The sequence below is a fragment of the Brachybacterium sp. GCM10030252 genome, assembly GCF_042666535.1.
Taxonomy (GTDB): domain Bacteria; phylum Actinomycetota; class Actinomycetes; order Actinomycetales; family Dermabacteraceae; genus Brachybacterium.
Map to the genome: position 1 here is coordinate 228,120 of NZ_JBHTDM010000006.1, position 26,985 is coordinate 255,104.

General features: G+C 70.9%; 26 protein-coding genes and 1 pseudogene. 14 read left to right on the forward strand and 13 right to left on the reverse strand.

The window, feature by feature from the left end; all coding sequences use genetic code 11:
• The first annotated feature begins 71 nt into the window (after positions 1-71).
• Positions 72-674 carry a TetR/AcrR family transcriptional regulator gene (locus tag ACFQRJ_RS05900; RefSeq protein WP_377018040.1) on the forward strand — a complete coding sequence of 201 codons (603 nt, stop codon included), beginning with the start codon at positions 72-74 and terminating at the stop codon, positions 672-674.
• Positions 675-859: 185 nt separating this feature from the next.
• Here ACFQRJ_RS05900 and ACFQRJ_RS05905 read toward each other — a convergent pair whose 3' ends face one another.
• Positions 860-1,474 carry a TetR/AcrR family transcriptional regulator gene (locus ACFQRJ_RS05905; protein WP_377018042.1) on the reverse strand — a complete coding sequence of 205 codons (615 nt, stop codon included), beginning with the start codon at positions 1,472-1,474 and terminating at the stop codon, positions 860-862.
• A gap of 146 nt (positions 1,475-1,620) precedes the next feature.
• Here ACFQRJ_RS05905 and ACFQRJ_RS05910 point away from each other — a divergent pair, with 146 nt between their 5' ends.
• The gene (locus ACFQRJ_RS05910; protein WP_377018043.1) at positions 1,621-2,412 is read left to right on the forward strand and encodes an SDR family NAD(P)-dependent oxidoreductase; all 792 of its coding nucleotides are present in this window, start codon (positions 1,621-1,623) and stop codon (positions 2,410-2,412) included.
• A 10-nt stretch (positions 2,413-2,422) separates the two neighbouring features.
• Here the strand turns inward: ACFQRJ_RS05910 and ACFQRJ_RS05915 are convergent, their stop codons facing one another.
• Complete coding sequence (locus ACFQRJ_RS05915; RefSeq protein WP_377018044.1) at positions 2,423-3,580, reverse strand: FAD-dependent oxidoreductase; 1,158 nt, start codon at positions 3,578-3,580, stop codon at positions 2,423-2,425.
• Positions 3,581-3,669: 89 nt separating this feature from the next.
• Here ACFQRJ_RS05915 and ACFQRJ_RS05920 point away from each other — a divergent pair, with 89 nt between their 5' ends.
• Together ACFQRJ_RS05920 and ACFQRJ_RS05925 are read left to right on the forward strand one after the other, a co-directional pair.
• Positions 3,670-4,218 (forward strand): TetR family transcriptional regulator, encoded by a 549-nt coding sequence (locus ACFQRJ_RS05920; RefSeq protein ID WP_377018045.1) that lies wholly within the window; start codon positions 3,670-3,672, stop codon positions 4,216-4,218.
• A gap of 9 nt (positions 4,219-4,227) precedes the next feature.
• On the forward strand, positions 4,228-5,265 hold the full coding sequence (locus ACFQRJ_RS05925; protein ID WP_377018046.1) for a LacI family DNA-binding transcriptional regulator: 1,038 nt from the start codon (positions 4,228-4,230) through the stop codon (positions 5,263-5,265).
• 1 nt (position 5,266) lies between these two features.
• On the opposite strand, the gene ACFQRJ_RS05930 is transcribed toward ACFQRJ_RS05925, so the two are convergent.
• The 6 genes from ACFQRJ_RS05930 to ACFQRJ_RS05955 all read right to left on the reverse strand — a co-directional run bounded on the left by ACFQRJ_RS05930 (position 5,267) and on the right by ACFQRJ_RS05955 (position 13,761).
• Complete coding sequence (locus tag ACFQRJ_RS05930; RefSeq protein WP_377018047.1) at positions 5,267-6,448, reverse strand: glycoside hydrolase family 76 protein; 1,182 nt, start codon at positions 6,446-6,448, stop codon at positions 5,267-5,269.
• Positions 6,445-9,558 (reverse strand): glycoside hydrolase family 38 C-terminal domain-containing protein, encoded by a 3,114-nt coding sequence (locus tag ACFQRJ_RS05935; protein WP_377018048.1) that lies wholly within the window; start codon positions 9,556-9,558, stop codon positions 6,445-6,447. Before ACFQRJ_RS05935 ends, ACFQRJ_RS05930 begins: the two co-directional genes overlap by 4 nt.
• A 49-nt stretch (positions 9,559-9,607) precedes the next feature.
• Positions 9,608-10,414: a carbohydrate ABC transporter permease gene (locus tag ACFQRJ_RS05940; protein ID WP_377018049.1), complete on the reverse strand. Its 807-nt coding sequence runs from the start codon at positions 10,412-10,414 to the stop codon at positions 9,608-9,610.
• 16 nt (positions 10,415-10,430) lie between these two features.
• On the reverse strand, positions 10,431-11,330 hold the full coding sequence (locus tag ACFQRJ_RS05945) for a carbohydrate ABC transporter permease (RefSeq protein ID WP_377018050.1): 900 nt from the start codon (positions 11,328-11,330) through the stop codon (positions 10,431-10,433).
• Positions 11,330-12,628, reverse strand: coding sequence for an ABC transporter substrate-binding protein (locus tag ACFQRJ_RS05950; RefSeq protein ID WP_377018051.1), 1,299 nt, complete (start codon positions 12,626-12,628; stop codon positions 11,330-11,332). The genes ACFQRJ_RS05945 and ACFQRJ_RS05950 overlap by 1 nt, the downstream gene beginning before the upstream one ends.
• Before the next feature lie 230 nt (positions 12,629-12,858).
• Positions 12,859-13,761 carry an ROK family protein gene (locus ACFQRJ_RS05955; protein ID WP_377018052.1) on the reverse strand — a complete coding sequence of 301 codons (903 nt, stop codon included), beginning with the start codon at positions 13,759-13,761 and terminating at the stop codon, positions 12,859-12,861.
• 74 nt (positions 13,762-13,835) lie between these two features.
• Between ACFQRJ_RS05955 and ACFQRJ_RS05960 the strand changes: the two genes are divergently transcribed.
• From ACFQRJ_RS05960 to ACFQRJ_RS05980, 5 genes are all read left to right on the forward strand, one after another.
• A complete protein-coding gene (locus ACFQRJ_RS05960; RefSeq protein WP_377018053.1) occupies positions 13,836-15,599 on the forward strand; it encodes a class I mannose-6-phosphate isomerase in 1,764 nt (587 codons plus the stop codon).
• Entirely contained in the window at positions 15,599-16,816 is a 1,218-nt protein-coding gene (manA, locus tag ACFQRJ_RS05965) for a mannose-6-phosphate isomerase, class I (RefSeq protein WP_377018054.1), read from the forward strand. Before ACFQRJ_RS05960 ends, manA begins: the two co-directional genes overlap by 1 nt.
• A gap of 123 nt (positions 16,817-16,939) precedes the next feature.
• Entirely contained in the window at positions 16,940-17,671 is a 732-nt protein-coding gene (locus tag ACFQRJ_RS05970; protein WP_377018056.1) for a GAF and ANTAR domain-containing protein, read from the forward strand.
• Between the two features lie 109 nt (positions 17,672-17,780).
• Positions 17,781-18,077: a hypothetical protein gene (locus tag ACFQRJ_RS05975; protein ID WP_377018057.1), complete on the forward strand. Its 297-nt coding sequence runs from the start codon at positions 17,781-17,783 to the stop codon at positions 18,075-18,077.
• A complete protein-coding gene (locus ACFQRJ_RS05980) occupies positions 18,077-18,778 on the forward strand; it encodes a TetR/AcrR family transcriptional regulator (protein WP_377018058.1) in 702 nt (233 codons plus the stop codon). The genes ACFQRJ_RS05975 and ACFQRJ_RS05980 overlap by 1 nt, the downstream gene beginning before the upstream one ends.
• A 7-nt stretch (positions 18,779-18,785) precedes the next feature.
• Here the strand turns inward: ACFQRJ_RS05980 and ACFQRJ_RS05985 are convergent, their stop codons facing one another.
• From ACFQRJ_RS05985 to fdxA, 3 genes are all read right to left on the reverse strand, one after another.
• Positions 18,786-19,928 (reverse strand): RNA polymerase sigma factor, encoded by a 1,143-nt coding sequence (locus ACFQRJ_RS05985; protein ID WP_377018134.1) that lies wholly within the window; start codon positions 19,926-19,928, stop codon positions 18,786-18,788.
• A gap of 11 nt (positions 19,929-19,939) precedes the next feature.
• Positions 19,940-20,347: a YciI family protein gene (locus tag ACFQRJ_RS05990; RefSeq protein WP_377018059.1), complete on the reverse strand. Its 408-nt coding sequence runs from the start codon at positions 20,345-20,347 to the stop codon at positions 19,940-19,942.
• Positions 20,348-20,426: 79 nt separating this feature from the next.
• Positions 20,427-20,756 (reverse strand): ferredoxin, encoded by a 330-nt coding sequence (fdxA, locus tag ACFQRJ_RS05995; RefSeq protein WP_377018060.1) that lies wholly within the window; start codon positions 20,754-20,756, stop codon positions 20,427-20,429.
• Positions 20,757-20,903: 147 nt separating this feature from the next.
• Between fdxA and soxR the strand changes: the two genes are divergently transcribed.
• The 4 genes and pseudogenes from soxR (at position 20,904) to ACFQRJ_RS06015 (ending at position 24,092) form a co-directional block, all read left to right on the forward strand.
• Positions 20,904-21,365: a redox-sensitive transcriptional activator SoxR gene (gene soxR, locus ACFQRJ_RS06000; protein ID WP_377018061.1), complete on the forward strand. Its 462-nt coding sequence runs from the start codon at positions 20,904-20,906 to the stop codon at positions 21,363-21,365.
• 83 nt (positions 21,366-21,448) lie between these two features.
• Positions 21,449-21,940, forward strand: a pseudogene (locus ACFQRJ_RS06005) (superoxide dismutase); the annotation flags it as partial.
• 266 nt (positions 21,941-22,206) lie between these two features.
• Positions 22,207-23,595: an APC family permease gene (locus ACFQRJ_RS06010; protein WP_377018062.1), complete on the forward strand. Its 1,389-nt coding sequence runs from the start codon at positions 22,207-22,209 to the stop codon at positions 23,593-23,595.
• Positions 23,592-24,092, forward strand: coding sequence for a flavodoxin domain-containing protein (locus ACFQRJ_RS06015; protein ID WP_377018063.1), 501 nt, complete (start codon positions 23,592-23,594; stop codon positions 24,090-24,092). Before ACFQRJ_RS06010 ends, ACFQRJ_RS06015 begins: the two co-directional genes overlap by 4 nt.
• Here ACFQRJ_RS06015 and pdxT read toward each other — a convergent pair.
• Positions 24,076-24,684, reverse strand: coding sequence for a pyridoxal 5'-phosphate synthase glutaminase subunit PdxT (pdxT, locus tag ACFQRJ_RS06020; protein ID WP_377018064.1), 609 nt, complete (start codon positions 24,682-24,684; stop codon positions 24,076-24,078). The genes ACFQRJ_RS06015 and pdxT overlap by 17 nt on opposite strands.
• Positions 24,681-25,565 (reverse strand): pyridoxal 5'-phosphate synthase lyase subunit PdxS, encoded by an 885-nt coding sequence (pdxS, locus tag ACFQRJ_RS06025; protein ID WP_377018065.1) that lies wholly within the window; start codon positions 25,563-25,565, stop codon positions 24,681-24,683. Before pdxS ends, pdxT begins: the two co-directional genes overlap by 4 nt.
• 84 nt (positions 25,566-25,649) lie before the next feature.
• On the opposite strand from pdxS, the gene ACFQRJ_RS06030 reads away from it, so the two are divergent.
• The gene (locus ACFQRJ_RS06030) at positions 25,650-26,984 is read left to right on the forward strand and encodes an aminotransferase class I/II-fold pyridoxal phosphate-dependent enzyme (RefSeq protein ID WP_377018066.1); all 1,335 of its coding nucleotides are present in this window, start codon (positions 25,650-25,652) and stop codon (positions 26,982-26,984) included.
• Position 26,985: the final 1 nt, after the last annotated feature.

Below are 26,985 nucleotides of genomic sequence, written 5' to 3' on the forward strand. Positions count from 1 at the left end.
CCACCATACGTCATGTGTGGCACTGAGTGCCAGAAGTGGCGCAGAGGTCAGCTGGTCGATATCATCGCCGGATGACCGATTCCCCGGAGAGCCTTCGCGACCGCACCCGGCGGGAGGTTCGCCGGCAGATCGCCCAGGCAGCGACAGGGCTGTTCGTCCAGCAGGGTTTCGAGGCCACGACGGTCGACCAGATCGCGGCGCAGACAGGCATCTCCCGTCGGTCGTTCTTCCGGTACTTCGCCAGCAAGGAGGACGTCGTCGTCGGTGAGCTGGCCGATCGGGGAGCGATCGTGGCGGCCGCGCTTGCCGAGCGCCCGGCGGACGAGTCGCCGTGGGATGCGATGAAGGCGGCTCTGCTCGAGCTGCAGGCGTCGATGCGAGTCAGTGACGAGATGGAACTGGAGTTCGGTCGGATCCTGTACGACACCCCGTCCCTGCGGGCACGCCACCTGGAGAAGCAGCTCAGCTGGCAGGAGCTGCTGGTCCCGATCATGGCCGAGCGCGTCCGGGCGGCGGATCCGGATTCGGCCATCGAGCCCGAGCTCGCCGCGGCCGCCATCGTGGTCGCCTCGCTCACCTGTCTCGATGTCGCGGGGGAGCACTGGATCCAGCAGGACGGCGCGGTCTCCCTCGAGCGCCTCTACGACGACGCCGTAGCCGCCGTCCGGAGCTGACCGCCGTGTCGGGGCAGCGCGCGCGCTCAACACTGATCTCGCGTAGGTCGCGCTGCTGTCGCGTCGTCCCGGGCGCTGCGCCATGAGCAGGCCGGCCGTGAGCAGGGGCGGCGGGACTCGGGCGCGGCATGATGGGCGCGATCACGCAGGGCGGCGTGCAGCCATGCCCAGGCGCCGGCCCTGGACTATCTGCTGTCCCCGCCGAGCGCGCCGATGACGGACCTGACGACCAGGTCCACCCGTGCCCCCACATCGTCCGGCGCGGTGCTGCCCGGTGCCGAGAGGGCGGGGGAGCCGGCCGGGAGCTCGTGGGCTTCGTGCAGAAGTGCCAAGCACACCCGCCGGCCCCACGCGGTGTCATCGACGGTGATGTCTCCCGCGGTGTGCAGGCGCCTGAGCAGCAGATCCAGGCTCTGCGCGATCTCGGGATCCGATGCCGGTGAACCGGGCTCTTCCGGTCCCGGAGTGATGGAGAGGACGAACGGACGGGCCAGCTTGAGCTCGAAGATCCGCTCGACCACGCGATAGAACGCGACCAGGGGCGGCACGGTGGTGACGCGGGCCTGCTCGAGAGCCTCCCGGTAGCGCCGGTTCTGGTCCCGCACCAGCGCGTCGAGCAGCACCTGGCGCGAACTGAAGTGACGGTGCACGGTGGCGCGAGCGACCCCGGCGACCTGCGCGACACGGTCCAGGGACGCGTTGGGGTCGCCGGCGTAGACCTCCTGCGCGGCATCGAGGATGCGGGCGATGCTCTCCCGCGCATCTGCACGCAACGGTCGAGTCCGATCGGCGTCGTTCATCGGCTGCGCTCCATGAGGGCATCGTACTGCGCCGAAGCCTACCGTGTTCAGCCTGCAACTGAGACAGCTATGCCTCAGCTATTGACATAACTTCGATCCCGGGGTTTCACTACTCGTACCTCATTCAGTCGGACATCGGAGACACCATGGATCTCGACCTCGCAGGCAAGCGCGTACTGGTCACCGGAGCGAGCAAGGGAATCGGTCTGGCGACCGTGCGCGCCTTCCTCGCTGAAGGGGCCTCGGTCACCGCGGTCGCTCGTCGCAGCACGCCTGAGCTGGAGGCCTCGGGGGCTGCCTTTGTCGCGGCCGACCTGGCGACCTCGGAGGGCCCCGGACGGATGGTCGACGCGGTGCTCTCGGCCGATCCGCGACTCGACGTCCTGGTCAACGCCGCCGGAGGAGGTGACGTACCGGATGGGGTGCTGGGCGATCCCTTCGGCGGGGACGACGGCATCTGGGACGCGACCTTCTCGCTCACCCTCTACTCGGCGGTGCGCACGATCCGTGCGGCGCTGCCGGCACTTGCGGCGACCCGCGGGGCGATCGTGAACATCGGCTCGGACTCGGTGCTGCTTCCGGGGAGCGTCCCCGCGCCGTACCCGGCCGCCAAAGCCGCGCTCATCACGTTCTCCCGTGGACTGGCGGAACGAGTGGCGCCGTCCGGGGTCCGGATCAATGTCGTCACTCCGTCGGCGACCCGCACGCCGCTGCTGACCGGAGCGGACAGCCTGGTGGCCAAGCTGGCGGCCGAGATGGGGGTCACGCACGAAGAGCTCCTCGAGCAGTTCCCGGCGCAGAACGGGATGGTCACGGGCAAGCTGATCGAACCCGATGAGATCGCCCGGACCATCATCCTGCTCTCGTCGCCGACCATGCCCAGCGCGGTCGGCTCGAACTGGGCCGTGCACGGCGGATCACTGAAGATGCCGGCGTGAGGGTGCCTGTTCAGGGGGCACGGTCGGGCCGATCCAGCCCGGCGAGCTGCCGCGCCAGGGTTCGCTGGAGGGCCGGCATCCGGCCCGCCAGGGACAGCGCGATGTTGCGCACCGGACGCGCCGCGCCGGGCACGGTGGCCAGCGACGTGAGCCGCCCGGCGAGACGGATGACGTGGCGGGCCTTGGGCAGCTGGACGTCGGAGTAGGTCTCGAGCACCGCGTCCGAGGCACCGTCGAGCACCTGCGCGAGGGCCCGGCCGAGATGGACGGCGTCATCGAGACCGAGGTTCATGCCCTGGCCGCCGGCGGGGGAGTGGACGTGGGCGGCATCGCCGGCGAGCAGGATCCGCCCGACCCGGAAGGAATCGGCCAGCCGCTCGTGCACGCGGAAGCGGGAGCCCCAGATGACCTCCTCGACGACCGCGGGCCGCCGCTTCGGACCGCGGGCATCGAGCAGGCGCTGGACGAAGGGGACGTCGGGATGCTCGGGCGCCTCGGCCACGGTGGCCACCACGCGGTGCAGCCCGTCGGGCAGGGGGACGAACACGAGCGTCCCGGCAGGCGAGAAGTACAGGATGACGTCCCGGCCGGACACTCCGGAGCCGAGCCGTACGTCGGCGAGGCTGAAGGACTGCGAGACCGTATCCCCGGTGAAGCTGATGCCGGACTGCTCGCGCACCGTGCTGTGCATCCCGTCGGCGCCGACGACGTACTCGGCTCGCACCTGTCGTCCGTCCTCGAACGTCGCGATGACCCCGTCGGCCTCCCGGTCGAGCCGTTCGACGGTGGCGGGCCGGACCACCTCGCCCCCGAGCTCGCGGAGCCGGGCGAGCAGGTAGGCCTCGGTGTCCGCCTGGGAGAGCATCAGCGCGTACGGGTAGTCGGTCGGGAGGTTGCTGAACGGTGCCGGCACAAGGATCGCGTCCCGGTCGCGCACGGTGAAGCGGGGGGTGTGGACACCGCGCTCGACCATCTCCTCGACCACCCCGTAGGGGCTGAGCAGCTCCAGGGTGCGCGGATGGACCACCGCAGCGCGGGAGGTGTTCGCGGCCTCGGCCTGGGAATCGACGACGGTCACCTCATGGCCGAGGTGGCGCAGCACGACGGCGGCGGCCAGTCCCACCGGTCCGGCACCGACGACGAGGACTCGGGTGGTGGCGGGCAGCATGGCGGTTCCTTCCGTAGGTCAACGCGTGTTGACCTCAGTGGATCACCGCCCGGCGGCTATGTCAACACGCGTTGACCTAGGATGGGGCCATGAGACGCTCCGCCGCCGAGACCAAGCAACTGATCCGTGCCGCCGCCCGGGAGCGCTTCGCCCGCGACGGGTACGAGGGCACCACGATCCGGGCGCTCGCGCAGGACGTCGGGATCGACCCGGCCCTGGTCATGCGTCACGTCGGATCGAAGGAAGCCCTCTTCGCGGACGCCGTGGACCTCGATCTGCGCCTGCCCGACCTCTCTCAGATCCCCGCCGACGAGATCGGCGCCGTGCTCACCGCGCACTTCCTGGACCGCTGGGAGGGGGAGGACGAGCTGCTGATGATCCTGCTGCGCTCGGCCGCCACCACGCCCGCCGCCGCCGACCGCCTCCGCGCGATCTTCGCCGAGCAGGTGGTGCGGGCCGTCCAGCAGCTCGGGATCGAGCCGGCCGACGCCCGCCACCGCGCCGGGCTGGTCGCCACCCAGATGCTGGGGCTGGGGATGTGCCGCTACATCCTCCAGCTGCCCCCGGTGGTCGAGATGGACCGAGGGCAGGTCGTCGACGCCCTGGGGTCCACGCTCCAGCGCTACCTGGTGCCATAAGCTGGCCGCATGGCTTCTTCGCACCCGACGATCAGCGACGTGGCGCGTCATGCCGGCGTGAGCGCGATGACGGTCTCCCGCGCGCTGTCGGGCACCGGGAACGTCAGCCCCGGGATGCGGGAGAAGGTCGAAGCCTCCGCCCGTGCGCTGGGCTACCGGCGCAACGAGAATGCGCGCAGCCTGCGCCCCGGCCACCGCAGCGGCCTGGTGGGCGTGGTGATCACGAACCTCACCAACCCCTATTACGCCGAGCTGCTGGACGGCATCGGGGAGATCCTCGGGGAGGACGGCCGACGGGTGCTCGTCGGCATCTCGCACGAAGACGTGGCGCAGGAGGCCACGCTGGTCGCGGACTTCGTGGGCCGGCAGGCCGAGGGACTCATCGTGGTCCCCGCGGGCGGCTCCACCGAGCACCTCCAGCCCGAGCAGCGTCACGGCGTGCCGCTGGTCCTCGCCTCGCGCCGGGAGGACGGGGTCGACGTCGACTCCGTCCTGGTCGACGACATCCGCGGGGCGGAGGAGGCCACCGCGCAGCTGCTGGCCGAGGGCCACCGGCGCATCGCCTTCATGGGCAACGCGCTCTCCGTCTTCACCGGTCAGCGGCGGTACGAGGGCTTCGAGCGGGCCCACCGCGCCGCGGGCGTCCCGGTGCTGGGGCAGCTGGTGCGGCGGGCGCAGCAGGACGTGCGCGCCGCCGAGGTCGCCGCCGGGGAGCTGCTCGCGCTCGAGGAGGCGCCGACGGCCTTCTTCAGCGCCAACAACCGCAACATGGTCGGAGTCGTCAAGGCCGTCCACGCCGCCGGCCGCGAGCGGGGCGTGGACCTGTTCGATGAGGTCCGGCTGGCAGGGTTCGACGACTTCGACCTCGAGGAGCTGGTCCCCGGGGACATCTCGATCGTCACCCACGACGCCCGCGAGCTCGGCCGGACCGCCGCGGAGCTGCTGGTCATGCGCCTGCAGGGCAAGCGGACGGACCGGCCGACGCGCACGATCGAGCTTCCCACCCGGATCCGTACGCGCCGCCGCAGCTCCGCCGCCCCGGTCTGACTCAGGTCGCCAGCGGGTAGTCCTTCGGCCTCCAGCCGAGCAGAGCGAACACCTGGATCGCCCCGGCCTGGTGCAGGGTCTGCGCGGTGGCCGACGGATCCGGCGCGCCGCCGCCTCCGGCCTGGAAGGAGAACAGGCCGCTCTCGGCGTCCCGGTTCTCGTCCCAGAGCCGCTGGGCGTAGGGCTCCATGACGCCCTCGATCTCGCTCAGGGTCTCCGGCACGACGGTGGTCGACAGCAGCAGGTTGGCGAACAGGATCGCGTTGAAGATGACCGGCTGGGCGTACAGGGTCTCCTGCGCGCCCCAGTGGTCCAGCGCCCCGCGCAGGTCCTCCCGGGCGGCCTCGAGGTAGGAGGCTTCCCCGGTGGCGCGGTGCAGCAGCACCGCCGCCCCGATCATCGCGCCGGAGTTGTAGGTCCACAGCGTCTCGTTGACGCTACCGTCGGTGTCGATGCTGTTGGCGTCGAGGCCGGGCTCGCGGCGCATGGTCTCGTGCACCCAGCTCCACGTGCGGTGGGCCCACTCGAGGTAGTGCTCGTGCCCGGTCAGCTCGTACAGGTGCGCGGCCAGCTCCGAGGTCAGGGAGGTGACGTTGGTGGCTCCGCGATGGGGGTTCCAGTCGGCGTCGACCCAGTGCATGCCGCCGGCAGGGTCCCAGGCGCGGGGGAGGAACTCGAAGATGCGCTCGGCGGCGGCGAGGGCGTCGGGATCCTGCGTGATCCGGTAGCGGCGGATCTGTTCGAGGCCGATCACCGCGTTGTCGTCGAAGTAGGAGTCACCGCCCGCACCGAGCGGCGGCACCGGATAGGAGGCGTACGACCCGCTCTCGTCGTCCCAGTAGTGCTCGAGGGCGTCGAAGCGTGCCTCGAGATCGGTGCCGTAGCGTGTGCCGGCCGGCGGGAGCCGGTCGAGGTCGACGGTGGCTGCGGCGGTCTCCCTCGCGGTCCACACGAAGGCGTACGGGTCGCCGGCCTCGCCCTTCTCCTCGAGGTGGAGTCGCTGCTCGGGCAGATACGTGTGGCGCTGCATGGCGGCGTAGGTGTCCGCGGCGCGCCGGCGCCAGCGGCCGCGGGCGGGAGCGGCCGAGGCGGGCGCCGCCGCCCACGGCAGCATCGCGGCAAGGCCCGTGGCCCCGAGTCCGAGGGTCAGGGAACGGCGGGAGGGTCGGGGCACGCGGGTCATGAACCGCTCCTTGTCAGCAGCACCGCGGTCATCTCCCACGGTGCGAGGTCCACGGCGATCCCGTTCTCGCCGACGCTGAGGTCGGCGAGCGGATCACCCAGGTAGGTGGCACGGTGCGCGGCGGAGACCGTGCCGGTCGGGCGGAGGAGCACGGTGACGGGCTCCTCGGCGTAGGACTGCAGACGCACCAGGCGGGTGCCCGTCGTCTCGCCCGGTGTCACGCCGACCAGGCGCACCCGGTCGTCGTCCAGCTCCAGCAGCGACCACTCGGCCGGGGCAGCGGCTGCGCCGGCCTGCCCGCCGGTGGCGAGCACCCCGAGCAGGGGATGGGTCAGCTGGGAGGCCGTCCGGTGCGCCAGGGCGGGCGTGGAGACGTCTTCGCCCGCGCGGCGCACGCCGATCGCGTAGCGGAACGTGGTCTCGAAGGCCTGCTCGACGGGGAAGTTGGTGTCCCACACGTTGTTGTGGATCCACGAGTACACGGTTCCCGGCTGGCGGGGCGACATGCTCTCGGGGAACGGGGCGTAGGGCAGGGCGACCACCTCGGGGTGGATCAGCGGCGCGTCGGCCGTGGACCAGGCGACCGCCAGGGAATCGTCCTCGAAGGTCGCCCCGTCACGGATCGCCTTCATGTGCTGGGGCGCGCCGGGCACCTCGGGCAGGTCCGGGCCGGTCACCCCGCCGGTGATCTCGTAGCGCGTGCGCGGCGCCTCGAGGGCGAAGGGGAAGGCGAAGAAGGCGCTCTCCTTCGTCATCGTGGTGGGTTTGGCCAGCCGGTTCTCGATCTCCACGTGCGCTGAGTCGCGGGGCAGGCGCAGGGTCACCCGCGCCCAGTCCACCCCGTCGGCCGGGAACTCGTAGGTCAGGCGCTGCTCGACGGGGGTGCTGGTGTGCTCCAGCAGCACCGCGGGCTTGGCGAGGCTGCGGCTGCCCAGCAGCTCGAGCTCCTCGGAGGAGGAGGTCTTGTTTGCCTGGTGGTTGTAGCCGGGCGCCGAGGTGTACGTGTCGTAGAGGTAGGCGTTCATGCCCACCACGGCGTCCTGGGCGACGAGCTCGCGGCCGGTGGCCTTGTCGAGGATCGAGGCGATGCAGCTGCGTGCGAGGTCGACCTCGACGCGGAGGTGCTCGTTCTCCAGGACCGTGCCGGCCTCCGACGGGGCCGGCTCCTCGGGCTGCTCGGTCGGGCCGGGTTCGACGGTGAGGCGCACGGCGCCCGTGGCCGGCACGTCCGGCACCCGCACCCGCAGGAAGTGCCCGGCGGCGCGGTTGTCGGGGTTGGTCTGCGGCACGGCCTCGTGGGGGAGCGCCTCGCCGGTGCGGGAATCGCGCACCACCAGCGGCTGACCCAGCGGGGAGCGGGCCTCGCTGATGAACAGCGAGGCGGTGCCGCTCTGCGTCAGAGAGGTGGGGTTGATGGCGGCGAACGTGGCGATCGCCTCCGGGTCCTCCCGGAGGCCGACGCCGGCGTGCGCGGCCGCCGTGTCCAGCAGCAGCTCGGCATCGTCGCGGGCCTCCAGGGCCCGGGCGAACTTCCAGTGCCACTGCTCCTCGCCGGCATTCCGCCCGGTGTCGGCGGTGGTCCAGGGATCCGAGGCGCCCCAGGTGTGCTCGTTGAACAGCGAGATCTCCTCGTGCAGCCGGCGCGCACGCTCGGGCTCGGAGGGGATCGACTCGCCGCCGAGCTCGCTGCCGACGGCGCTGACCAGCTGGGCGTCGGTCAGCAGCGCCTGGGCGCGGCGGGCCATGGCCTGCGGGCGCGCGCCGCTGCCGATGCCCTCGACCCACCAGTCGCCCCAGTCGCCGGTGAGAGCGGGAATCTGCTCTCCCACGCGCTCCTCGGCGGCGCGGAAGAAGTCGGTGTGGGTGGACATCTGCAGCCGCGGGAAGTCCCAGGTCCGGTTCCACTGCTCCACGATGCGCGACTGCAGGAGCGTGGGCGGGGCGTTGTCGCTGTGCCGGCCCAGGACCCGCATGTGCAGGATGTCGTGCGGGTACGGCTCGCGGTCCTCCACCGCCGGGCCGTGCCAGCCGAAGGCGCCCGGGGCGTAGGGGTAGCCGTTGGTCGCCAGCGAGGTGAGGTAGGCCGGGAGGTACTCCTCGACGCTGTCGTAGTCGCTGGACAGGCCCACGTTCGCGCCGTCCATGTAGGCCAGGCCGTGCGGGGAGTCGGTCATCCACACCAGCACGCTCTCGCCGGAGGGGGAGGCCCACCGGAACAGGCGCGGCAGATGCTGGCCGCCGATCAGCTGGGGCACCGAGCGGCCGGCCCAGTTGTGCGCCACCGAGAGGTAGGAGATGTCCTGCTGGGCCAGCGCCGCGGGCAGGCCGACGGGCTGGCCGGGCACGTCGGTCTGCATGGCGGAGTGGATCTCCACGCCGTGCTCGCGGCGCAGGTCGCGCTGGATGCGCAGCAGCTCGTGCAGCTCATCGGTGGAGCAGGTGTCCATGTGCAGGTTGTAGGGCAGAGCCGTCAGCTCGATCTGCCCGGCCCGGACCAGATCCATGAACGCCTCGACGTGCGCGCGGGGCCGGGACTCGATCCAGGCCACGAACGGTTCGAGCGCCTCCACGGTCCACCGGAACTGCGCCTCGGCGGGCAGGTCGCGGGAGGCGCGGGCGAACTCCACGCAGGAGTCGAAGAAGTTCAGCTGCTCGCGCATCACGATGCCCTGCGTATCGGTGTACCCGATGTCGTAGTGCGAGTGCTGGACCAGGTGGATGGACCATTCGCGCACCGGGGCCTGCTCGAGGGTCACGGCATCGTCGGCGCCCAGGTCCGGCAGGTCCAGGGTGATCTGCCGGGTCTCCTCGGTGGCCGGGACCAGCGCGCGGACGCTGCCGGCCGGCCCGGGCAGGGTCTGCACGGGGGCCGACGACCCGTCGGCCCCGCGCAGGCGGACCTGGCGGATGTGTCCGGGGTCGACCTCGCCGTCGACCAGCAGGCGGATGGACTGGTGCATGCGCCCGTCGACGCGACGCAGCAGGGGCTCGGGGAGAGCGCGGAGGCGGCGGCCGCCGAGGACGGCCTCGGCGGCCACGGCGCGGTCGACGAGCCCGGCGCGGGCTCGGTCGAGGGACCAGGGTTCGTCTTTGACCAGTGCGGTTGTCATCGAGGGGACCAATCGTCGTCAGGTGCGGTGGGTCGGGGGCCAGCGGTGCTCAGGGCGCCAGGCGCAGGGCGCCGACGAAGAACCGCTGGAAGGACAGGAACAGGATCACCGTCGGCAGCGAGGCGATGATGCCCGCCGCCAGGATGACCGGCGGGCCGAGGCCGGCGTACTGACCGTTCAGCTCCGCCAGGGCCGCCATCAACGGTCGCACGTTGGGGCTGGTCGAGAGGGTGATCCCGAACAGCAGGTCGTTCCAGGTGGCCAGGAACTGGAACAGGAACGCGGCGATCAGGGCGCCGCGGGCCAGGGGTAGGTGGATGCGCAGGAACATCACGATCCAGCTCGCCCCGTCCAGCTGGGCGGCCTCCATCATCTCCTTCGGGGCGGTGGTCATGTAGTTGCGCACCACGAAGAAGGCGAAGGGGATCGCCAGGGTCGTGTAGATCAGCAGCATCCCGTACTGGGTGTCGTACAGGGACGTGGCCGCGTACCCGTTGAACAGCGGCGAGAGGAACACCTGCAGCGGCAGCAGGGTCCCGGCGTAGATCGCCCAGAACCAGATGGCGGGGTGCCGCACGGGCATCACCACCACGGCGAACGAGGCCAGCGCGGCGATGAGCACCGAGAGGACGCCGGCCCCCGCGGAGTACAGGAAGCTGTTGACCATCGCCTGCCCGATCGCGGCGGTCTCGAAGGCCACGCGCAGGTTGGCCAGGAAGTCGAAGGACACGAACCACCAGCTCGGCCCGGAGTAGGCGTCGGCGGCGGTGAAGGCGTTGACCACGACCAGGTAGGAGGGGATCAGCCAGATCACCGCCACCAGGATCAGCAGGGCGCCATGCAGACGTCGGATCATCTCGAGGGTCCTTTCCTCAGGCGGTCGTCCGCAGCTGGCGGCGCAGGTAGATCCAGGAGGCGGCGAGCACGATGATCGTCAGGACCACGGCGACCGCGGCCCCGTAGCCGTAGCGGCTCAGCGTGAACGTCTGGCGGTACATCGTCAGCGCCAGGGTCTCCGAGGCCGTGCCGGGGCCGCCCTTGGTCAGCAGCCAGACGATGTCGAACGTCTTGAGGCTGGCCACCAGCGACATCCCGACCACCACGATGGTGATGGGATTCAGCTGGGGGAGGATGATGCTGACCAGCATGCGGGGGCCCGTGGCCCCGTCCAGCCGGCCGGCCTCGATGGTCTCCGGCGGGATGGACTGCAGACCCACCAGGAACAGGATCATCGCCGCCCCGGTCGCCTGCCAGGTGGAGGCGAGGATCATGACGATGGTGTTCATCGGCCACTGCAGCAGCCATTCCTGCTGCAGGGCGGTCAGCCCGAGCATGCCGAGCATGTCGTTGATCGCGCCGTCGGTGGCGAGCATGAAGTTCCACAGGATCGCGGTGGTCGCCCCGGAGAGGGCGTAGGGCAGCACGACGGCGAAGCGGGCGATGCGCCCCCAGCCGAGGTTGTTGGTGCCCACCGCGATCAGCAGCCCCAGCAGCACCGGCAGCAGCAGGCTGCCGACGGTCCACATGCCCGTGTTGACCAGGGAGCGGCCGAAGTTCGGATCGCCCACCAGCGTCACGTAGTTCTCCAGCCCCACCCAGCTGCGCTGCAGGCCGTTGTCGCTGAAGAAGCTGCGGTAGACGGTGACCACGAAGGGCGTGAACAGCACGACGGCCACCAGGGCGACGGCCGGGGTGAGGAACAGGGCGAGCACACCGCGGGTGGTCCGGGTGCGGGTGGGGGCGGCAGGTCGGGCGGAGGTCGACGTCGTCATCACAGGTTCCACTTCTTCCATTCGTCCTCGGCGCGCTTCTGCATCTTCACCAGCGTCGCCGTGGCGTTCTGCGAACTGGGCGAGGCCATGAAGGCGCCCAGCTCCTGCACATTGCCCTCGACCATCACCGGCGGGGACGCCTCCCAGTAGCGGGTGGCGAACTGCGGTGCGGTCTCGGCGACCGTCGCGGCCAGCTCCTGGACCGCGGGCACGGGCGGCAGCGCCTCGAGGTTCGCCGAGAGATCGTTGAGGAAGTCGACCCAGACCTGCTGGACATCGGTGCGCAGCCAGGAGCCGAGCACCGCCAGCGCCTCCTCGCGCTTGTGCGCGTTCTCGGCGACGGCCAGCGCCCCGCTCTCGGTGACGATGGTCGGCGCGGCCGACGGGTCCACGGGCGGGACCATGAACAGTCCGAAGACGTCGCCGAGGCCGGCCTGGACGTAGGTGTTGGCGTTCCAGGTGCCGTAGAGGTTCATCCCCACCGTCGCCTCCTCGAAGCGGCCGGGGACCTCGGGAACCGAGAAGTCCGGCGGGGAGAAGATGCCGCGGTCGTACAGCTCGGCCCAGGTCTCCATCGCCTCGACGGCGACGTCGTCGAGGTAGGAGGCCCGGCCCTCGGTGAGGTCCGTGTAGAAGTCCGGGTCCAGGCCGTTGACCAGCTGCTGGAACCAGATGATCGCCTCCCAGGTGCTGGTGCCGCCGCTGGCGATGGGGGTGATGCCGTCGGCCTTGAGCTCGTCGGCCACGCCGAGGAGGTCGTCCCAGGTCTGCGGGGGCTGCAGGCCGAGCTTGTCGAACGCCGGCCGCGAGTAGAACATCGCGTAGTAGGACTGGTGCAGCGGGACCGCGTAGGGCGTGCCGTCGACGCTGAAGCTCTCCCTCATCGCGGGGTCGACCCACTGCTGGGCCTCCGCCTCGTCCCAGATCTGCGTGAGGTCCGCGAAGATGCCGCTGCGGGCCACGTCGCGCAGCCGGTAGCCGTTCCACCACTTCACCAGGCCGGTGGTCGAATCGGTGCGGGCCGAGGTCCGCACGATCTGCTGGTAGCTGCTCACGTCGGGAGTGGCGCGCACGGCGATGCCGTGGCCGGTCTGCTCGCGCAGCAGGTCCCCGGCGTCGGTGAGGCCGGGCGCCCAGGTGGGATTGTCGTTGCTGAGCGTCACGTCGGGCCCGGGGGCGGCCCGGGTGAGCGTGCCGCGGGCGCATCCCGGCAGCAGGGCGACGGCACCGGCCGCTCCTGCGGCGGACAGTGCGGTGCGTCTGCTGACCGGCGTGGTGATCCGAGTCGTCGCTGACACCGGGGCTCCTATCTCTCTCAGGGCACATCGGCAGCACGGAGAGGACTACCGCGCCGGAGTGACGGCACGAAGGTAACGTTAACAGCGACGGCGCGCAAGGGGCTTGTCTGGGGTTGGCGCCGATGCCGCAGGTAGACGCCGACAAACTCGGGACGATGGCCCCTTGGTGTCGAAGGCGCCCCGTCCAGCGGGGTTGCCGCGGTGGTAGCGATACCCGCATGCGTCGGGTATCAGGCCTCCGACGTGCCCAGGACCGCGCCGATCATGCTCGCCTGCTCGGTGGGCAGCACGCCGCGCGCCACGTGCGGGACCTGCTCCTCGCCCCCCAGGGAGGCGGCGAGCCTCCGGCGCAGCGTCGGGAGCAGCAGATCCTCGGAGGCGGCCATGGAACCGCCGATGACCAGGCGCTCCGCCCCGAAACGCTGCAGCCAGGGAGCCAGGGCGCGGCCAAGGGCGTCCATCCCGGTCTCGAGGGTCGCGATGGCATCACGGTCGCCGGTGCGGGCGCACGCGGCGATCTCCGCGACGTCGGCGAGTCGGCCGGTGCGCTCGCGATAGGCCTGGCGCAGGGCGCGGCGGGAGACGAGGTCCTCCACCGGGGAACCGTCGACCTCGGCGAGGTGCAGGTTCCCGTCGGGCGGGACCTCGGGACCCGAACTGAGGCAGCGTCCGCGGTCGACGAAGGCGCTGCCGATCCCCGTCCCCAGCGTGATGGCCACACATCGGTCCACGCGCGCGCCGGCGCCGGCCGCCCATTCACCCAGACCGAAGGCCTCGGCGTCGTTGACGAAGCGCACCGATGCGGGATCGCGGTCCCAGCGCGCCGCGAGCCCGCCGCGCATGTCCACCCCGCTGAGCTGGGCGAACTTCGCGACGCCCTTGAAGTCGCCGTGGCCCCGCGCGTAGTCGAAGGGGCCCGGGATGGCGAGCGCGACCCGCTCGCTGCGGCGGCTGTGCTCGCGGGCGCAGTCGGCGATGCGGTCCAGGATGACCTCGGCCGCAGCGTCGGCGTCCAGCGGGTCGCGCCGTTCCTGACGGACCTCCTGCCCCCGCGCGACGAGGGCGGAGGAGACGTGCGTCCCGCCGATGTCCACCGCGGTGACGGTGCTCGCTGTCTGTGGGTCGAGGGGCATCGGCCCATCCTTCCGTGTTCGCGGCGCGTGTGGCATGCTGTGGTAACGATACCAAGCAGATGAGCAGGAGCACGATGCGGATCCCAGCCAGCGCCGCGGCGCGCAACTATGACAAGCAGCCCGTGATCGAGGTCCCCGGTGACCACGAGGCGTGGCGGGGATCCGCGGCCTGGACCGCACTGGCGGAGCATGCCCACGGGGGCACCATCGTCATCGACGCCTATCCCGGCAGCGACCTTCCGGCCCTGATCGCCGCGGCCGATGAGGCGATGCCGGAGGCCGTCGTGATCGACGTGGAGGAGGAGGCGGCGCTGCCGCCCGAGACCATCGCCGCCCAGATCGAGGGCGACCTCACCGACGACCGGGTCTTCGGGATCATGTCCCATCACCGGCTCGAGGAGTTCTACGACGCCGCTCGCCTGCAGGCGCTGGCCGATCGCGTCGTCGGTGATCCCCGCCAGCACGTGCTGATCGGGTGGGGCGCGGCGCTGGTCCCGCTGGAGCCGGCAACTCTGGTGCTGGCCGATCTGGCGCGCTGGGAGATCCAGCAGCGCTTCCGCCGGGGCGGGGGCAACTGGCGCGCGGGCAACGGCGAGGACGACGCACTGCGGAAGTTCAAGCGCGGCTACTTCGTCGAATGGCGCACGGCCGACCGCCACAAGCTGAGCCTGTTCGATCACCTGGATTTCCTGCTGGATGCCAATGCCTCCGTCGATGAGGTCAAGCTCACCACCGGTGATGCCCTCCGTGTGGGCCTGGAGACTGCCGCGCGGCGCCCCTTCCGGGTGGTGCCGTTCTTCGATCCCGGCGTCTGGGGCGGTCAGTGGATGAAGGAGGTCTGCGGTCTGGATCCTGAGGCCGCCAACTACGCCTGGTGCTTCGACTGCGTCCCGGAGGAGAACAGCCTGCTGCTGTCCGTCGGCTCCGAGGTGCTCGAGATCCCCGCTCTTGACGTGGTGATCAGCCACCCGCGCGAGCTGCTCGGCCCACAGACCTTCGCCCGTTTCGGCGCGGAGTTCCCGATCCGCTTCGACTTCCTGGACACCATCGGCGGTGGGAACCTGTCGCTGCAGGTCCACCCGCTGACGGAATACATCAAGCAGACCTTCGGCATGACCTACACCCAGGACGAGAGCTACTACATGCTCGACGCCGACGAGGACGCGAAGGTCTACCTCGGGCTCAAGCCCGGCATCGACCCCCGGGAGATGGAGGCCGCGCTGCGCCGCGCGGAGACAGGGGAGGCGCCCTTCGAGGCGGAGGAGTACGTCAACACCTTCCCGACGCAGGCGCACGACCACTTCGCGATCCCGGCCGGGACCGTGCACGCCTCCGGCGCCGGATCGATGGTGCTGGAGATCTCCGCGACGCCGTACATCTTCACCTTCAAGATGTGGGACTGGGGCCGGGTGGGCCTGGACGGCATCCCGCGCCCGATCCACCTCGACCACGCCATGGCCAACGTCCAATGGGACCGCGACACGGAGTGGACCCGCGAGCAGCTGGTCAACCCCGTCGAGCCCGTGGCCGAGGGGGAGGGCTGGCGCGAGGAGCGCACCGGGCTGCACGAACTCGAGTTCATCGAGGTGCGCCGGCACTGGTTCACCGCGCCCGTCGAGCACGACACCGAGGGCACCGTGAACGTGCTGAACCTCGTCCAGGGCACCGAAGCGGTCATCGAGAGTCCCGACGGGGCCTTCGACCCCTTCACCGTGCACTACGCGGAGACCTTCATCGTCCCCGCCGAGGTGGGCCGGTACCGGATCCGTCCGCTCGGCGAGGGCGAGCACGCGACGGTCAAGGCGTCCGTGCGCGGCACCGAGATGCGTCGGCGCTGATGTTCGTCGAGATCACGAACGAGCCCAGGCCCTATGCCTGGGGATCACGCACGCTCATCCCGGAGTTCCTCGGACGCGCTCCCAGCGGGTACCCGGAGGCAGAGCTGTGGCTGGGTGCGCACCCGCTGTGCCCCAGCCGCATCCTCGACCCCTCCCGTACCGGCGGTCACGAGCACCTCGATGCCTGGATCGCGGCCGAGCCGGAGCGCACGCTGGGTGCTGACCGCGACGGTGACGAGCTGCCGTTCCTCATGAAGCTGCTGGCCGCCGGCGAGCCGCTGTCCATTCAGGTTCACCCCGATGCTGAGCAGGCCCGGGAGGGGTTCGAGGCGGAGAACGCCCGGGGCGTTCCCGTCGACAGCCCGGTGCGCACCTACAAGGATCCCCGGCACAAACCCGAGATCGCGCTCGCCCTCGAGGATCCTTTCGACGCGCTGGCGGGGTTCCGGCCTCTCGAGCGCACTCGGCGGCTGCTCACCGAGCTGAGCGAGCGAGCCGCCCACCGGCCGGATGCCCAGCGCATCCTGACCCAGCTGGCCGCGCAGCTCGAAGGGCCGACGGAGCCCGCCCTGCGGCAGGTCATGGCGCAGTTCCTCGACGACACCGCCGCTGCGCCGCTGCTGGACGCTGTCACGGCCGCGGTCGCCGAGCCGGCCGTGGACGGGGAGTTCGCCGCCGAGATCACCACCCTGGCCGAGATCGCCGCCGCCCGGCCCGGTGATCCCGGGCTGCTGGTCGCCCTGCTGCTGAACCGCGTCACCCTCGAGCGGGACCAGGCCGTCTACCTGCCGCCGGGCAACGTCCACGCCTATCTGCGGGGCCTCGCCGTCGAGGTCATGGCCGCCTCCGACAACGTCGTGCGCGCGGGCCTGACGGGAAAACATCTCGACGTCGACGAGCTCCAGCGCATCACGCGCTTCGCGGAGACCCCGGGACCCGTCCACACGGCGGACCAGCCAGCCGAGGGCGTGGCGATCTACCGTCCCGACGAACGCGACTTCCAGCTCAGCGTGCTGAGCGCACCGGCCGACGGCGAGGTCTCCGCCGAGCTGAACGGCCCAGGGATCGCCCTCGTCCTGGACGGCGCCCCGCAGCTGCGCGGCCGGCACGAGAGCGCCGCCCCGACCCGCGGCCAGGCCCTGTTCATCACTCCCGATGAGTGCTCTCTGCACGTGTCCGGGACCGGCCGGATCGCGCTGGCGACCACCGGGAGGTGACCGACCAGCTGGTCGACATGGGCCCCACCCATGCCCACATATCGGCGCGTAGAGTGGCGAGGTCGGCCACGGTCGTCACCGGTCGGCGGACTGTCGGCTGACCTACTACGGGACGGGCGGTTCATGCGGGACGACGGCGCGGATGCTCCGGCGAATTCTGTCCAGGATCTGCTGCTGGACAGCGAAGACATCACCAGCTTCCTGCGGGAGTTCACGTCCATCCTGGCCGAGCGACTCTCGGACGGCGAGGGGACCGCGTGGTGCGCGGTCAGTCTCCTGCGCGAGAAGAGGGCGGCCACAGCAGCCGCCTCCAGCCCCCAGGCGGAGGCGCTGGATGAGACGCAGACCAGCTTCGCCGACGGGCCCTGCCTGACGGCGATCCGCGAGCACACCATCATCCGCGTCGGCGATACGCGGGACGACAACCGGTGGCCCGAGTATCACGCCATCGCCTCGAAGGAGGGTGTCCGTTCGGTGCTGGGGATCCCGTTCGAGCTCGGCGAAGAAGGATTCGCGGGCGTGAACAGCTACTCCCCGACGCCGAACGACTTCGGTCCCGAGAAGGTCGAGCTGCTCGAGCACGAGGTCCGCCAGGCCTCGAACGCGCTGCGGCTGGCGGTGCGGATGGCGCGACTGCGGGAGACCGAGAAGGATCTTCACGCCGCCATGGAATCCCGAACCGTCATCGATCTGGCGGTGGGCATCGTCATGGCCCAGAACCGGTGCGCGCAGCAAGAGGCGGTCGCGATCCTCAAGGCGGCCTCGAGCCATCGCAACGTCAAGCTGCGCGAGCTGGCCGCGGAACTCGTGACCAAGCTCGACCCGGCGGAGCCGAACACGCACTTCGACGCCTGAGGATGGTCTGAGCCACAGCTGGGTTCGATCTGATATGGACCGCTGGTAAAGTCGGTCTCGCTGGTCAAGCATGGGGCCGCGCCGTTCGTGATGCGCAAGAAGGCCCGCCATGACCCACAGAATCTCGGTCACCGTTCGTGCTGATGTGGATGCCCGCGAGATCCGGCTCCTCGTCACCGGGTGCCTCACCGAAGACACCCAGCAGACCCTCCTCCCGCTGGCCCGACGGGCGTGCGCTCTCGGCCCCCTCCAGGTGACGATCGACCTCACCGAGGCCCGTCACATCGAGACGACGGGCGTGGCTCAACTGCGCTCCGTCCTGGAGCCCGTGCGCTTCCTGCTCCCTCCCGAGCCCTTGCCCGACTGCTCACCGAGCAGCGACGTCCCGGCGCTGAGCGTGGTCTGATGGCGGGCGTCGACTCAGCGGCCGTGGTCCCGCCCGAGGGTGTGGCACTCCCGGCTGATACGGCCGCAGCGCCGACGGCGACTGTGCAGGCCCCCGCGGCGCCACCGACCCGCGAGAAGCGCTCCTCGCGCCGCGAGAAGACCCTCGAGGGCGCGGCGGAGATGTTCGCCGAGTACGGGTACTACGGGGCCAGCCTGCGTGACATCGCGGCGCGGGTCGGCATCTCCCACCCGGGGATGCTGCACCATTTCGCGTCGAAGGAAGCGCTGCTGGACGCCGTCATCGATCTCCTCGAGGCCCACGCGCAGGAGGCCCTGGACGAGATCGACGAGCTCGGCGCCGATCCGGACACGCTGCTGCGGGGACTGGCCAGGTTCTGGCACCCCGGGTGCACGCCGATCCAGCTGCTGGCGACGCTGGACGCCAACGTGATCAGCTCCGACCATCCGGGTCGGTTCCGGGTGGCGCGCCTGCGCCGGGTGCACGAGCACGTGCTGGAGCAGTGCCTGGCGGCTCTGGACGAGCGCGGCTTCCTCCAGGAAGGGGTCGAGCCGGCCTTCGCGGCCCGGACGATGGTCGCCCTGGTGCTCAGCCATGCGATGCGCGAGCGCACCGTGCGCACCATGCAGAGCGCTCTGCGGGACGACGCCCCGATGTCCGATCTCGGCAAGCTGGTGCGGCTGATCCTGCAGGCGGGCTGAGGCCGCGTCAGGCCGGAGGGGAGTTCAGCCGGGCCGCCTGCTTGATGAGGTGGTCGCGCTCGGCGACATTGGTGGCCGCTGCCGCGGCCTCGACGTACCGCCGCGCGGCCGTGGCCACGTCCCCGCAGCGTTCGTGCAGGTGCGCGGAGACGGCGGCGTATCTGGGCAGGGCCGGGTCGAGCTCGGCGAGAGCCGCGAGCCCGGCGCGGGGCCCGTCGGCCTCCCCGAGGGCGACGGCCCGGTTCAGGCGGATGATCGGGGTGTCGGAGAACCGCAGCAGCTCGTCGTACCACTGAAGGATCTGCAGCCAATCGGTCTCCTCCGCCCTCGGAGCGTCGGCATGCAGGGCGGCGATCGCGGCCTCGGCCTGGAACGGTCCGAGCCGGTCACGGGCCAGGGCCCGTTGCAGGATCCCGACGCCCTCGGCGATCACGTCGGTGTCCCACAGGGTGCGATCCTGCGCGGCGAGGGGGACCAGCGCGCCGGTCGCGGTGAAACGGGCCGGGCGTCGTGCGTGATGGAGCAGCAGGAGCGCGAGCAGCCCGGCGACCTCCGGATGATCCACTGCGGTGTGCAGCTGCCGGGCCAGCCGGATCGCCTCGGCTGCGAGGTCCACGTCGCCCGAATAGCCCTCGGTGAAGATCAGGTACAGCACCCGCAGTACCGTGGCGACGTCACCGGGCCGATCCAGCCGCGAGCCCGCGATCGTGCGCTTGGCACGGGAGATGCGCTGCGCCATCGTCGCCTCGGGCACGAGGTACGCCGCGGCGATCTGCCTGGTGGTGAGACCTCCCACCGCGCGCAGCGTCAGCGCGATCGCCGAGGACGGGCTCAGCGAGGGGTGCGCGCACAGGAAGTACAGCTGCAGCGTCTCATCGGCCGACGCCACCGGGCCCGACGGTGCGGCCTCGGCGTCGGCCTGCTCCCGGCGCCGTCGGGACGTCTCGGAGCGGGCGGCGTCGAGGAACTTCCGCCACGCCACCGTGACCAGCCAGGCCTTCGGGTCCCGGGGCGGGCTCTGCGGCCAGGCGGTGAGCGCTTCGAGCAGGGCCTCCTGCACGGCGTCCTCCGCCGCCGGGAAATCGGCGCCGCGGCGGCGGAGGGCGATCAGGACGGCGGGCACGAGCTCTCGGAGCGCGACCTCGTCCAGCGCGGGTGGATTCACTCGGCGCCCGGTGCCTGCTCTCCGAGGAACGGGCGCAGCTCGAGCCATTCGTGGATCGGCTCGCCGCCCTTGCCGGGGGCGGCGGAGAGCTCACCGGCCAGCTCGAGCGCCCGCTCGTAGCTGTCGACGTCGATGACCATCCCCCCGGCGACGAGGTCCTTGGTCTCGGCGAAGGGCCCGTCGGTCACCGGCGGCTTCCCCTCCCCGCCATATCGGACGAAGGTTCCCTCCGGAGCCAGCGCCCCGGAGCCCACGTACTCGCCGGTCTCCCGCAGCCGGTCGGCGAAAGCGTCCATGTACTGCACGTGGGCGTCGACCTCGTCGGGGCTCCACTGGTCCATGGGCACGTCGTTCACGGCGGCCGGTGCCCCGCGGTAGTGCTTGAGCATCAGGTACTTGGCCATGGTGGATGTCCTCTCGGGTGTGCGGCCCATTGTGGCCGCGTTCACCCGGGGGACGGAACCGATGGCCGGTTCTCGACATCTACTCCAGCGGGTTCTCCTGCGGCGGCAGCGCCTCCACGAGGGGGTGGTCCTTGTGGATCACGCCCATCTTGGCCGCGCCGCCGGGGGAGCCGAGATCGTCGAAGAACTCGACGTTGGCCTTGTAGTAGTCGGCCCACTGGTCCGGCGTGTCATCCTCGTAGAAGATCGCCTCCACGGGGCAGACGGGTTCGCAGGCGCCGCAGTCGACGCACTCGTCAGGCTGGATGTAGAGCATCCGGTCGCCCTCATAGATGCAGTCCACGGGGCATTCGTCCACGCAGGCGCGGTCCTTCACGTCCACACAGGGCAGTGCAATCACATAGGTCACGCTGAGCGTCCTTCCCGATCGAAGCTTCCCGCACCGTAAGATCTCAAGTGCACTTGAGGTCAAGCGGGGGAGACGCGCGTGGACACACGGGGACACGATCCGACACACCACGAGACGACCCGGCTGACACGGAACGAGGAGGTGCCCGTGGACGCGCACGAACCCGACGAGCTGCTGACCATCGGCGAGATGAGCCGTCGCACCGGGGTCGCCGTCTCCGCCCTGCGCTACTACGAGGATCTCGGCCTCATCGCCTCGGTGCGCACAGCCGGGAACCAGCGTCGCTATGCGCGCCACATGCTGCGCCGGGTCTCGCTGATCACCGTCGCCAAACGTCTGGGGATGCCGCTGTCCGAGGTGCACGAGGCCTTCGGTGACGTCCCCATGGAGCGCACGCCCTCGCACGCCGACTGGCAGCGCGCCTCCCGCCGGTGGAAGAGCCAACTCGAGGAGCGCCGGCGCGGCCTCGAGCGCCTCGAGCACGAGCTGACCGGCTGCATCGGCTGCGGATGCCTCTCGCTGCGGGCCTGTGCGCTGCTGAATCCGGATGACGCCCTCGCCGCGACCGGCTCCGGCCCGCGACGGCTCGATGACATCCCGGAGAGCTGAGCGCCGGGCCGACGTGAGACGCCTTGACCTCAAGCCCGCTCGAGGTTCTAAGGTCGAGGCATCCCTCATCGAAAGGACTGATCATGGCGGAATACACGCTTCCGGATCTCGATTACGACTACGGGGCTCTCGCGCCGTCCATCTCGGGGCAGATCATGGAGCTGCACCACTCCAAGCACCACGCGACCTACGTCAAGGGCGCGAACACGGCGCTGGAGCGTCTGGCGGCGGCCCGGGAGTCGGGTGACTTCACCTCGGTCAACCAGTTCTCCAAGGACCTCGCGTTCAACCTCGGTGGCCACACGAACCACTCGATCTTCTGGAAGAACCTCTCCCCGGAAGGTGGCGACAAGCCCACCGGTGAGCTGGCCTCCGCGATCGATGAGTACTTCGGCTCCTTCGATGCGTTCCGCTCGCACTTCACCGCGGCGGCGCTGGGTATCCAGGGCTCGGGCTGGGCCGTGCTGGCCTACGAGCCGGCCGGTGGCAATCTGGTGATCGAGCAGTTCTACGATCAGCAGAACGGGGTGCCGGTGGCGACGATCCCGCTGTTCCAGCTGGATATGTGGGAGCACGNATGCCTCCGGTCTGGTCGTCCCCCAAGCCTGATCGCACGTGTCGATCCTGACGGATCGACACACCATCGCCGGCGGCCGGTCCCCACAACGGGGGCCGGCCGCTCTGTGTGTCCGGGTGCCTCTCGCTGCCTCGCCTCCCGCTCCTTCCGTGGTCGGGTGTCGGTGCCTGCATCCACGCCGACGCGGACCGCCTGACCGACGCCTGCCCGGACCGCGTACCGTGCCGTGGTTGAACACCCGGAGCAGGCGAGGAGAGGACGGACGTGACCACGGATCTGACGAGGAATCTCGGCGTAGCGGGCATCGTGCTGATGGTGGTCGCGGCGGCGGCCCCCGTGACGGTGGTGGTCGCGAACTTCCCGATCATCCTGCTCGAGTCCGGCTCGGTGGGGGCTCCGCTGCTGATCCTCGCGGCCACAGTCATCCTGCTGCTGTTCGCGGCGGGGTTCACGTGGATGACTCCGTACGTGCCGGACGCCGGGGCGTTCTACGCCTACGTCGACCGTGGGCTGGGTCACCGGGCCGGCCTCGGGACCGCCGCCCTCGCCCTGCTGTCCTATGCCCTCCTGACCGTCTCGATGACGTGCTACCTCGGCGTGCAGGCCGGGAATCTGGTCGAGGCCTGGAGCGGCGCCGAGCTGCCGTGGTGGCTGGTCTCGGCGGTGATGATCCTCGTCGTGGCGCTGCTGGGGTACCGGCAGATCGACCTGTCGGCCAAGGTCCTCGGCGTGGTCCTGGTGCTCGAGATCCTCACCGTGGTCGCGATCGACGTCGGTGTGCTGATCTCCGGCGGGGGAGTCAGTGCGGCACCGTTCGCGCCGGCGGAAGCGCTGAGCGGCGCACCGGGGCTGGGTCTGCTCTTCGCCTTCCTCGGGTTCTTCGGGTTCGAGGCCACTGCGGTGTTCCGGCAGGAGGCCAAGGATCCGCTGCGCACCGTGCCGCGGGCGACGTACATCGCCGTGATCCTCATCGGGGTGCTGTACACCGTGTCGGCCTGGCTGGTGATCTCCGGGCTCGGCGCCGGTCACGCGGTGGAGGCTGCCACCGCGAATCCCGACGGCGTGATCGTGGCACTGGCCGGCGACGTGGTGGCCCCGATCGTCGGCCATATCGTCCAGGCCCTGGTCGTCACCAGCATGTTCGCCTGCATGCTCGCATTCCACAACATCGTCGCCCGATACCTGTTCACGCTGGGCCGGCGCGGAGTGCTGCCCACGGCCCTCGGCCAGGCACATGCCCGCCACCGGGCACCGTCCAGGGCCTCGCTCTGGGTGAGCATCGTGACCGCAGCGATCGTGGTCGTCTCGGCGCTCGCGCAGCTCGATCCCGTCGTCGAGATCTACACGTGGTATTCGGGGGCCGGTGCGGTCGGAGTCATCCTGATGATGGCCCTGACCAGCATCGCCGTGGTCCGCTTCGCACTGGGACGCCGAGGGGAGGGGGTGCCGGCCGCGATGCTCGCGGCGACGATCCTGGGCGGGCTCGGACTGCTCGCGGTGCTGGCCATCTCCCTGGTGAACTTCCCCCTGCTGGTCGGCGGGATCAGCGCCGCGATCACCTGGGGCGCGATCCTCGCGCTCGTGTTCGTCGCCGGGTTCCTCGCGCCCACCCTCTGGCGGGGCCCGACGGACGCTGGCACACTGAAGCCATGAGCGTGCTGGTCGCCTACGCGACCCACTCCGGAGCCACCCTGACCCTGGCCGAGACCGTCGCGGCCACCCTCACCGAGCGCGAGATCCCCTCGGACCTGGTCGACGTCACGCGTGACCCGGACCCGGGAGCCTACGACGCGGTGGTGCTGGGCGCGCCCGTGCGGGCCGAGTCGATCGACAAGCCCGCGGTGAGCTGGGTCCAGAAGCATCGCGCCAGCGTGCTGGAGCGTCCGTTCGCGTTCTTCTCCTGCTCCGGCTCCGCCTCGGACCCCGCCAAGGGCGGTCGGCAGAAGGCCACCGATGCGTTCCTGGACCGGATCGACTTCTCCCCGGTCGCCGTGCGGAACTTCCCGGGCTGGGTGCTCATGGACAGGCTCCCGGTCCACGAGCGGCTGCTGCTGACGTCCATGCGCACGCCCACCGGGGATTTCCGCGACCTGCCGGCGGTCGCCGAGTGGACACGGGAGATCGCCCCGCTGCTCAGACGCGGGAGCTGACCCGGTCCAGGAACCTCCGGTGGAAGCGGGTCTCGCCCGTGGACTCCGGGTGGAAGGCCATCGCCAGCAGGTTCCCCTGCTCGGCGGCGACCACGCGGCCGTCGGGCAGGGCTGCCAGTGCCGTCGCCGATGAGCCGACCTCCTCGATGACGGGCGCGCGGATGAAGGCCGCCCGCACCGTCGGCGGCTCGAAGATCGCCACGTCGAGATCCGCCTCGAAGGACTCCACCTGGCCACCGAAGGCGTTGCGCCGCACGGTCGCGTCGATCCCGCCGAAGGTCTCCTGACCGGTTATCCCGTCGGCGAGACGATCAGCCAGCAGGATCAGACCGGCGCACGTGCCCAGCACCGGCAGCCCCGCCGCGATCGCCTCGCGCAGCGGCGCCTGTAGGCCGAAGGATCGCGAGAGCTTGTCGATCACGGTCGACTCGCCGCCGGGCAGCACCAGGCCGTCGACCGCGGCGAGCTCCGAGGCCCGGCGCACCAGGGTCACCTCGGCGCCGAGCTGCGTGAGGACCTGCGCATGCTCGCGGACGTCGCCCTGCAGGGACAGGACGCCGACGCGCGGTGCTGATCCAGCCGACCCGCTCACCAGCCGCGGTCGGCCAGACGGTGCGGGGCGGGCACATCGGCCACGTTCAGCCCCACCATTGCATCGCCCAGCCCGCGCGAGACGTCGGCGATCACGGAGGGGTCGTCGTGGAAGGTGGTGGCCTTGACGATGGCGGCGGCCCGCTCGGCGGGGTTGCCGGACTTGAAGATGCCCGAGCCGACGAAGACCCCGTCGGCCCCGAGCTGCATCATCATCGCGGCGTCGGCCGGGGTGGCGACGCCGCCGGCGGTGAACATCACCACCGGCAGGGTGCCGGTCTCGGCGACCTCGGCCACCAGGTCGTAGGGGGCCTGCAGCTCCTTGGCGGCGACGTACAGCTCGTCCTTCGACTTCGAGCGCAGTGCGCTGATCTCCGCGGTGATGGTGCGGATGTGCTTGGTGGCCTCGGAGACGTCCCCGGTGCCGGCCTCGCCCTTGGAGCGGATCATCGCGGCGCCCTCGGTGATGCGGCGCAGCGCCTCGCCCAGTTTGGTCGCCCCGCACACGAACGGCACGGTGAAGGCGTGCTTGTCGATGTGGTTGACGTAGTCGGCGGGGGAGAGAACCTCGGACTCGTCCACGTAGTCCACCCCCAGCTGCTGGAGGACCTGCGCCTCGACGAAGTGGCCGATGCGGGCCTTGGCCATGACCGGGATCGAGACGGTCCCGATGATCTGGTCGATGAGGTCGGGGTCGCTCATCCGGGCCACGCCGCCCTGGGCGCGGATGTCCGCGGGGACGCGTTCGAGGGCCATCACGGCGACCGCGCCGGCGTCGTCGGCGATCTTCGCCTGCTCGGCCGTGACGACGTCCATGATGACGCCGCCCTTGAACATCTCGGCCAGCCCGCGCTTGACGCGCCCTGTGCCCGTTGTGGTCATGGTGCACTCCTTCGTTTGATCTAGGCCAAAAGCTAGCACGGCGTATGCCGAAGTGGGAGAGGGTGCGGGTCGTACACTCGGATCGTGCCCACACCTGCATCGACGTCGATCACCGGCGCCACCGCCGCCGAGATCGCCGACAGCGTGCGCGCCCTGATCGACCGCGGCGAACTCACCCCCGGCGATGCCCTGCCCCCGGTGCGCTCCCTGGCCGAGCAGCTCGGGGTCAACCGCAACACGGCCGTGGCCGCCTATCGCCGCCTCGCCCGCTCCGGGGCGGTGGTCGCGCAGGGCCGGGCCGGCACCCGCGTGGCCGGCAGCAGCGCCGTCCCGCAGGAGGGCTACGCCGACGCCGGAGCCCTGCGCGACCTCGGCACCGGCAACCCGGCCCCGGAACTCATCCCGGAGCTCGTCCCCGCCCTGCAGGCTGCCGGCGGCCGGCCGGTGCTCTACGGCGAACCGGTGATCGACCCGGAGCTCGAGTCGTGGGCGCGGCGGTGGATGGCGCCCGATGTTCCCTCCGAGGGTGGGGACTTCCGCCTCACGCTGACCAGCGGCGCGGTCGACGCCGTCGAGCGGCTGCTGGCCCAGGCCCTGATGCGCGATGACGCGGTCGCGCTGGAGGATCCATGCTTCCTGGCCAGCATCCACACCGTGCGCGTGAACGGCTACCGCGCCGTGCCGGTCCCGGTCGATGCAGAGGGCATGACGGCCGACGGTCTCCGGGCGGCCCTCGAGCAGGGGGTGCGGGCCGTGGTGTGCACCCCGCGCGCCCAGAACCCGACGGGGGCCTCGCTCAGCGAGACGCGTGCCCGCCAGCTGCGCGAGGTGCTCGCAGACCACCCGTACGTGCTGGTCATCGAGGACGACTACTACTCGATGCTCTCGCGGTCCCCGTTCCGCTCGATCATCGGGCCGGAGCACCGGCGCTGGGCACTGGTGCGCTCGGTCTCGAAGTTCGTCGGCCCGGACATGTGCCTGGCGCTGACCGCGACGGATCCGCAGACGGCTGAGCGGCTGGCGATGCGGCTCAGCCCCGGCACGACGTGGGTCTCGCACCTGCTGCAGCGCATCACCCACGCCGTGCTGCGCGATGACGGCTCCCGTGCGCTGATCGAGCGGGCCGGCCAGCACTATGCCGAGCGCAATGCCGATTTCCGGGCGCGGCTGAAGGGCCACGGCCTATCTGTCGAGCCCGGCGACGGGATCAGCCTGTGGGTCCCCGTCGGGGCGCCGGCGCGGGCCGTGGCCGAGCGGCTCATGCGACGGGGATGGCTGGTGCGCACGGGCGACGAATTCCGCCTGGGTCAGGCGGCCGCCCCCTCGCGGCATCTGCGCGTCACCGTGCACGAGCTCGAGGAGCAGGAGGCGGACTCCCTGGCCGCCGACATCGCGGCCGCGGTGCGCGAGACGGGTTAAC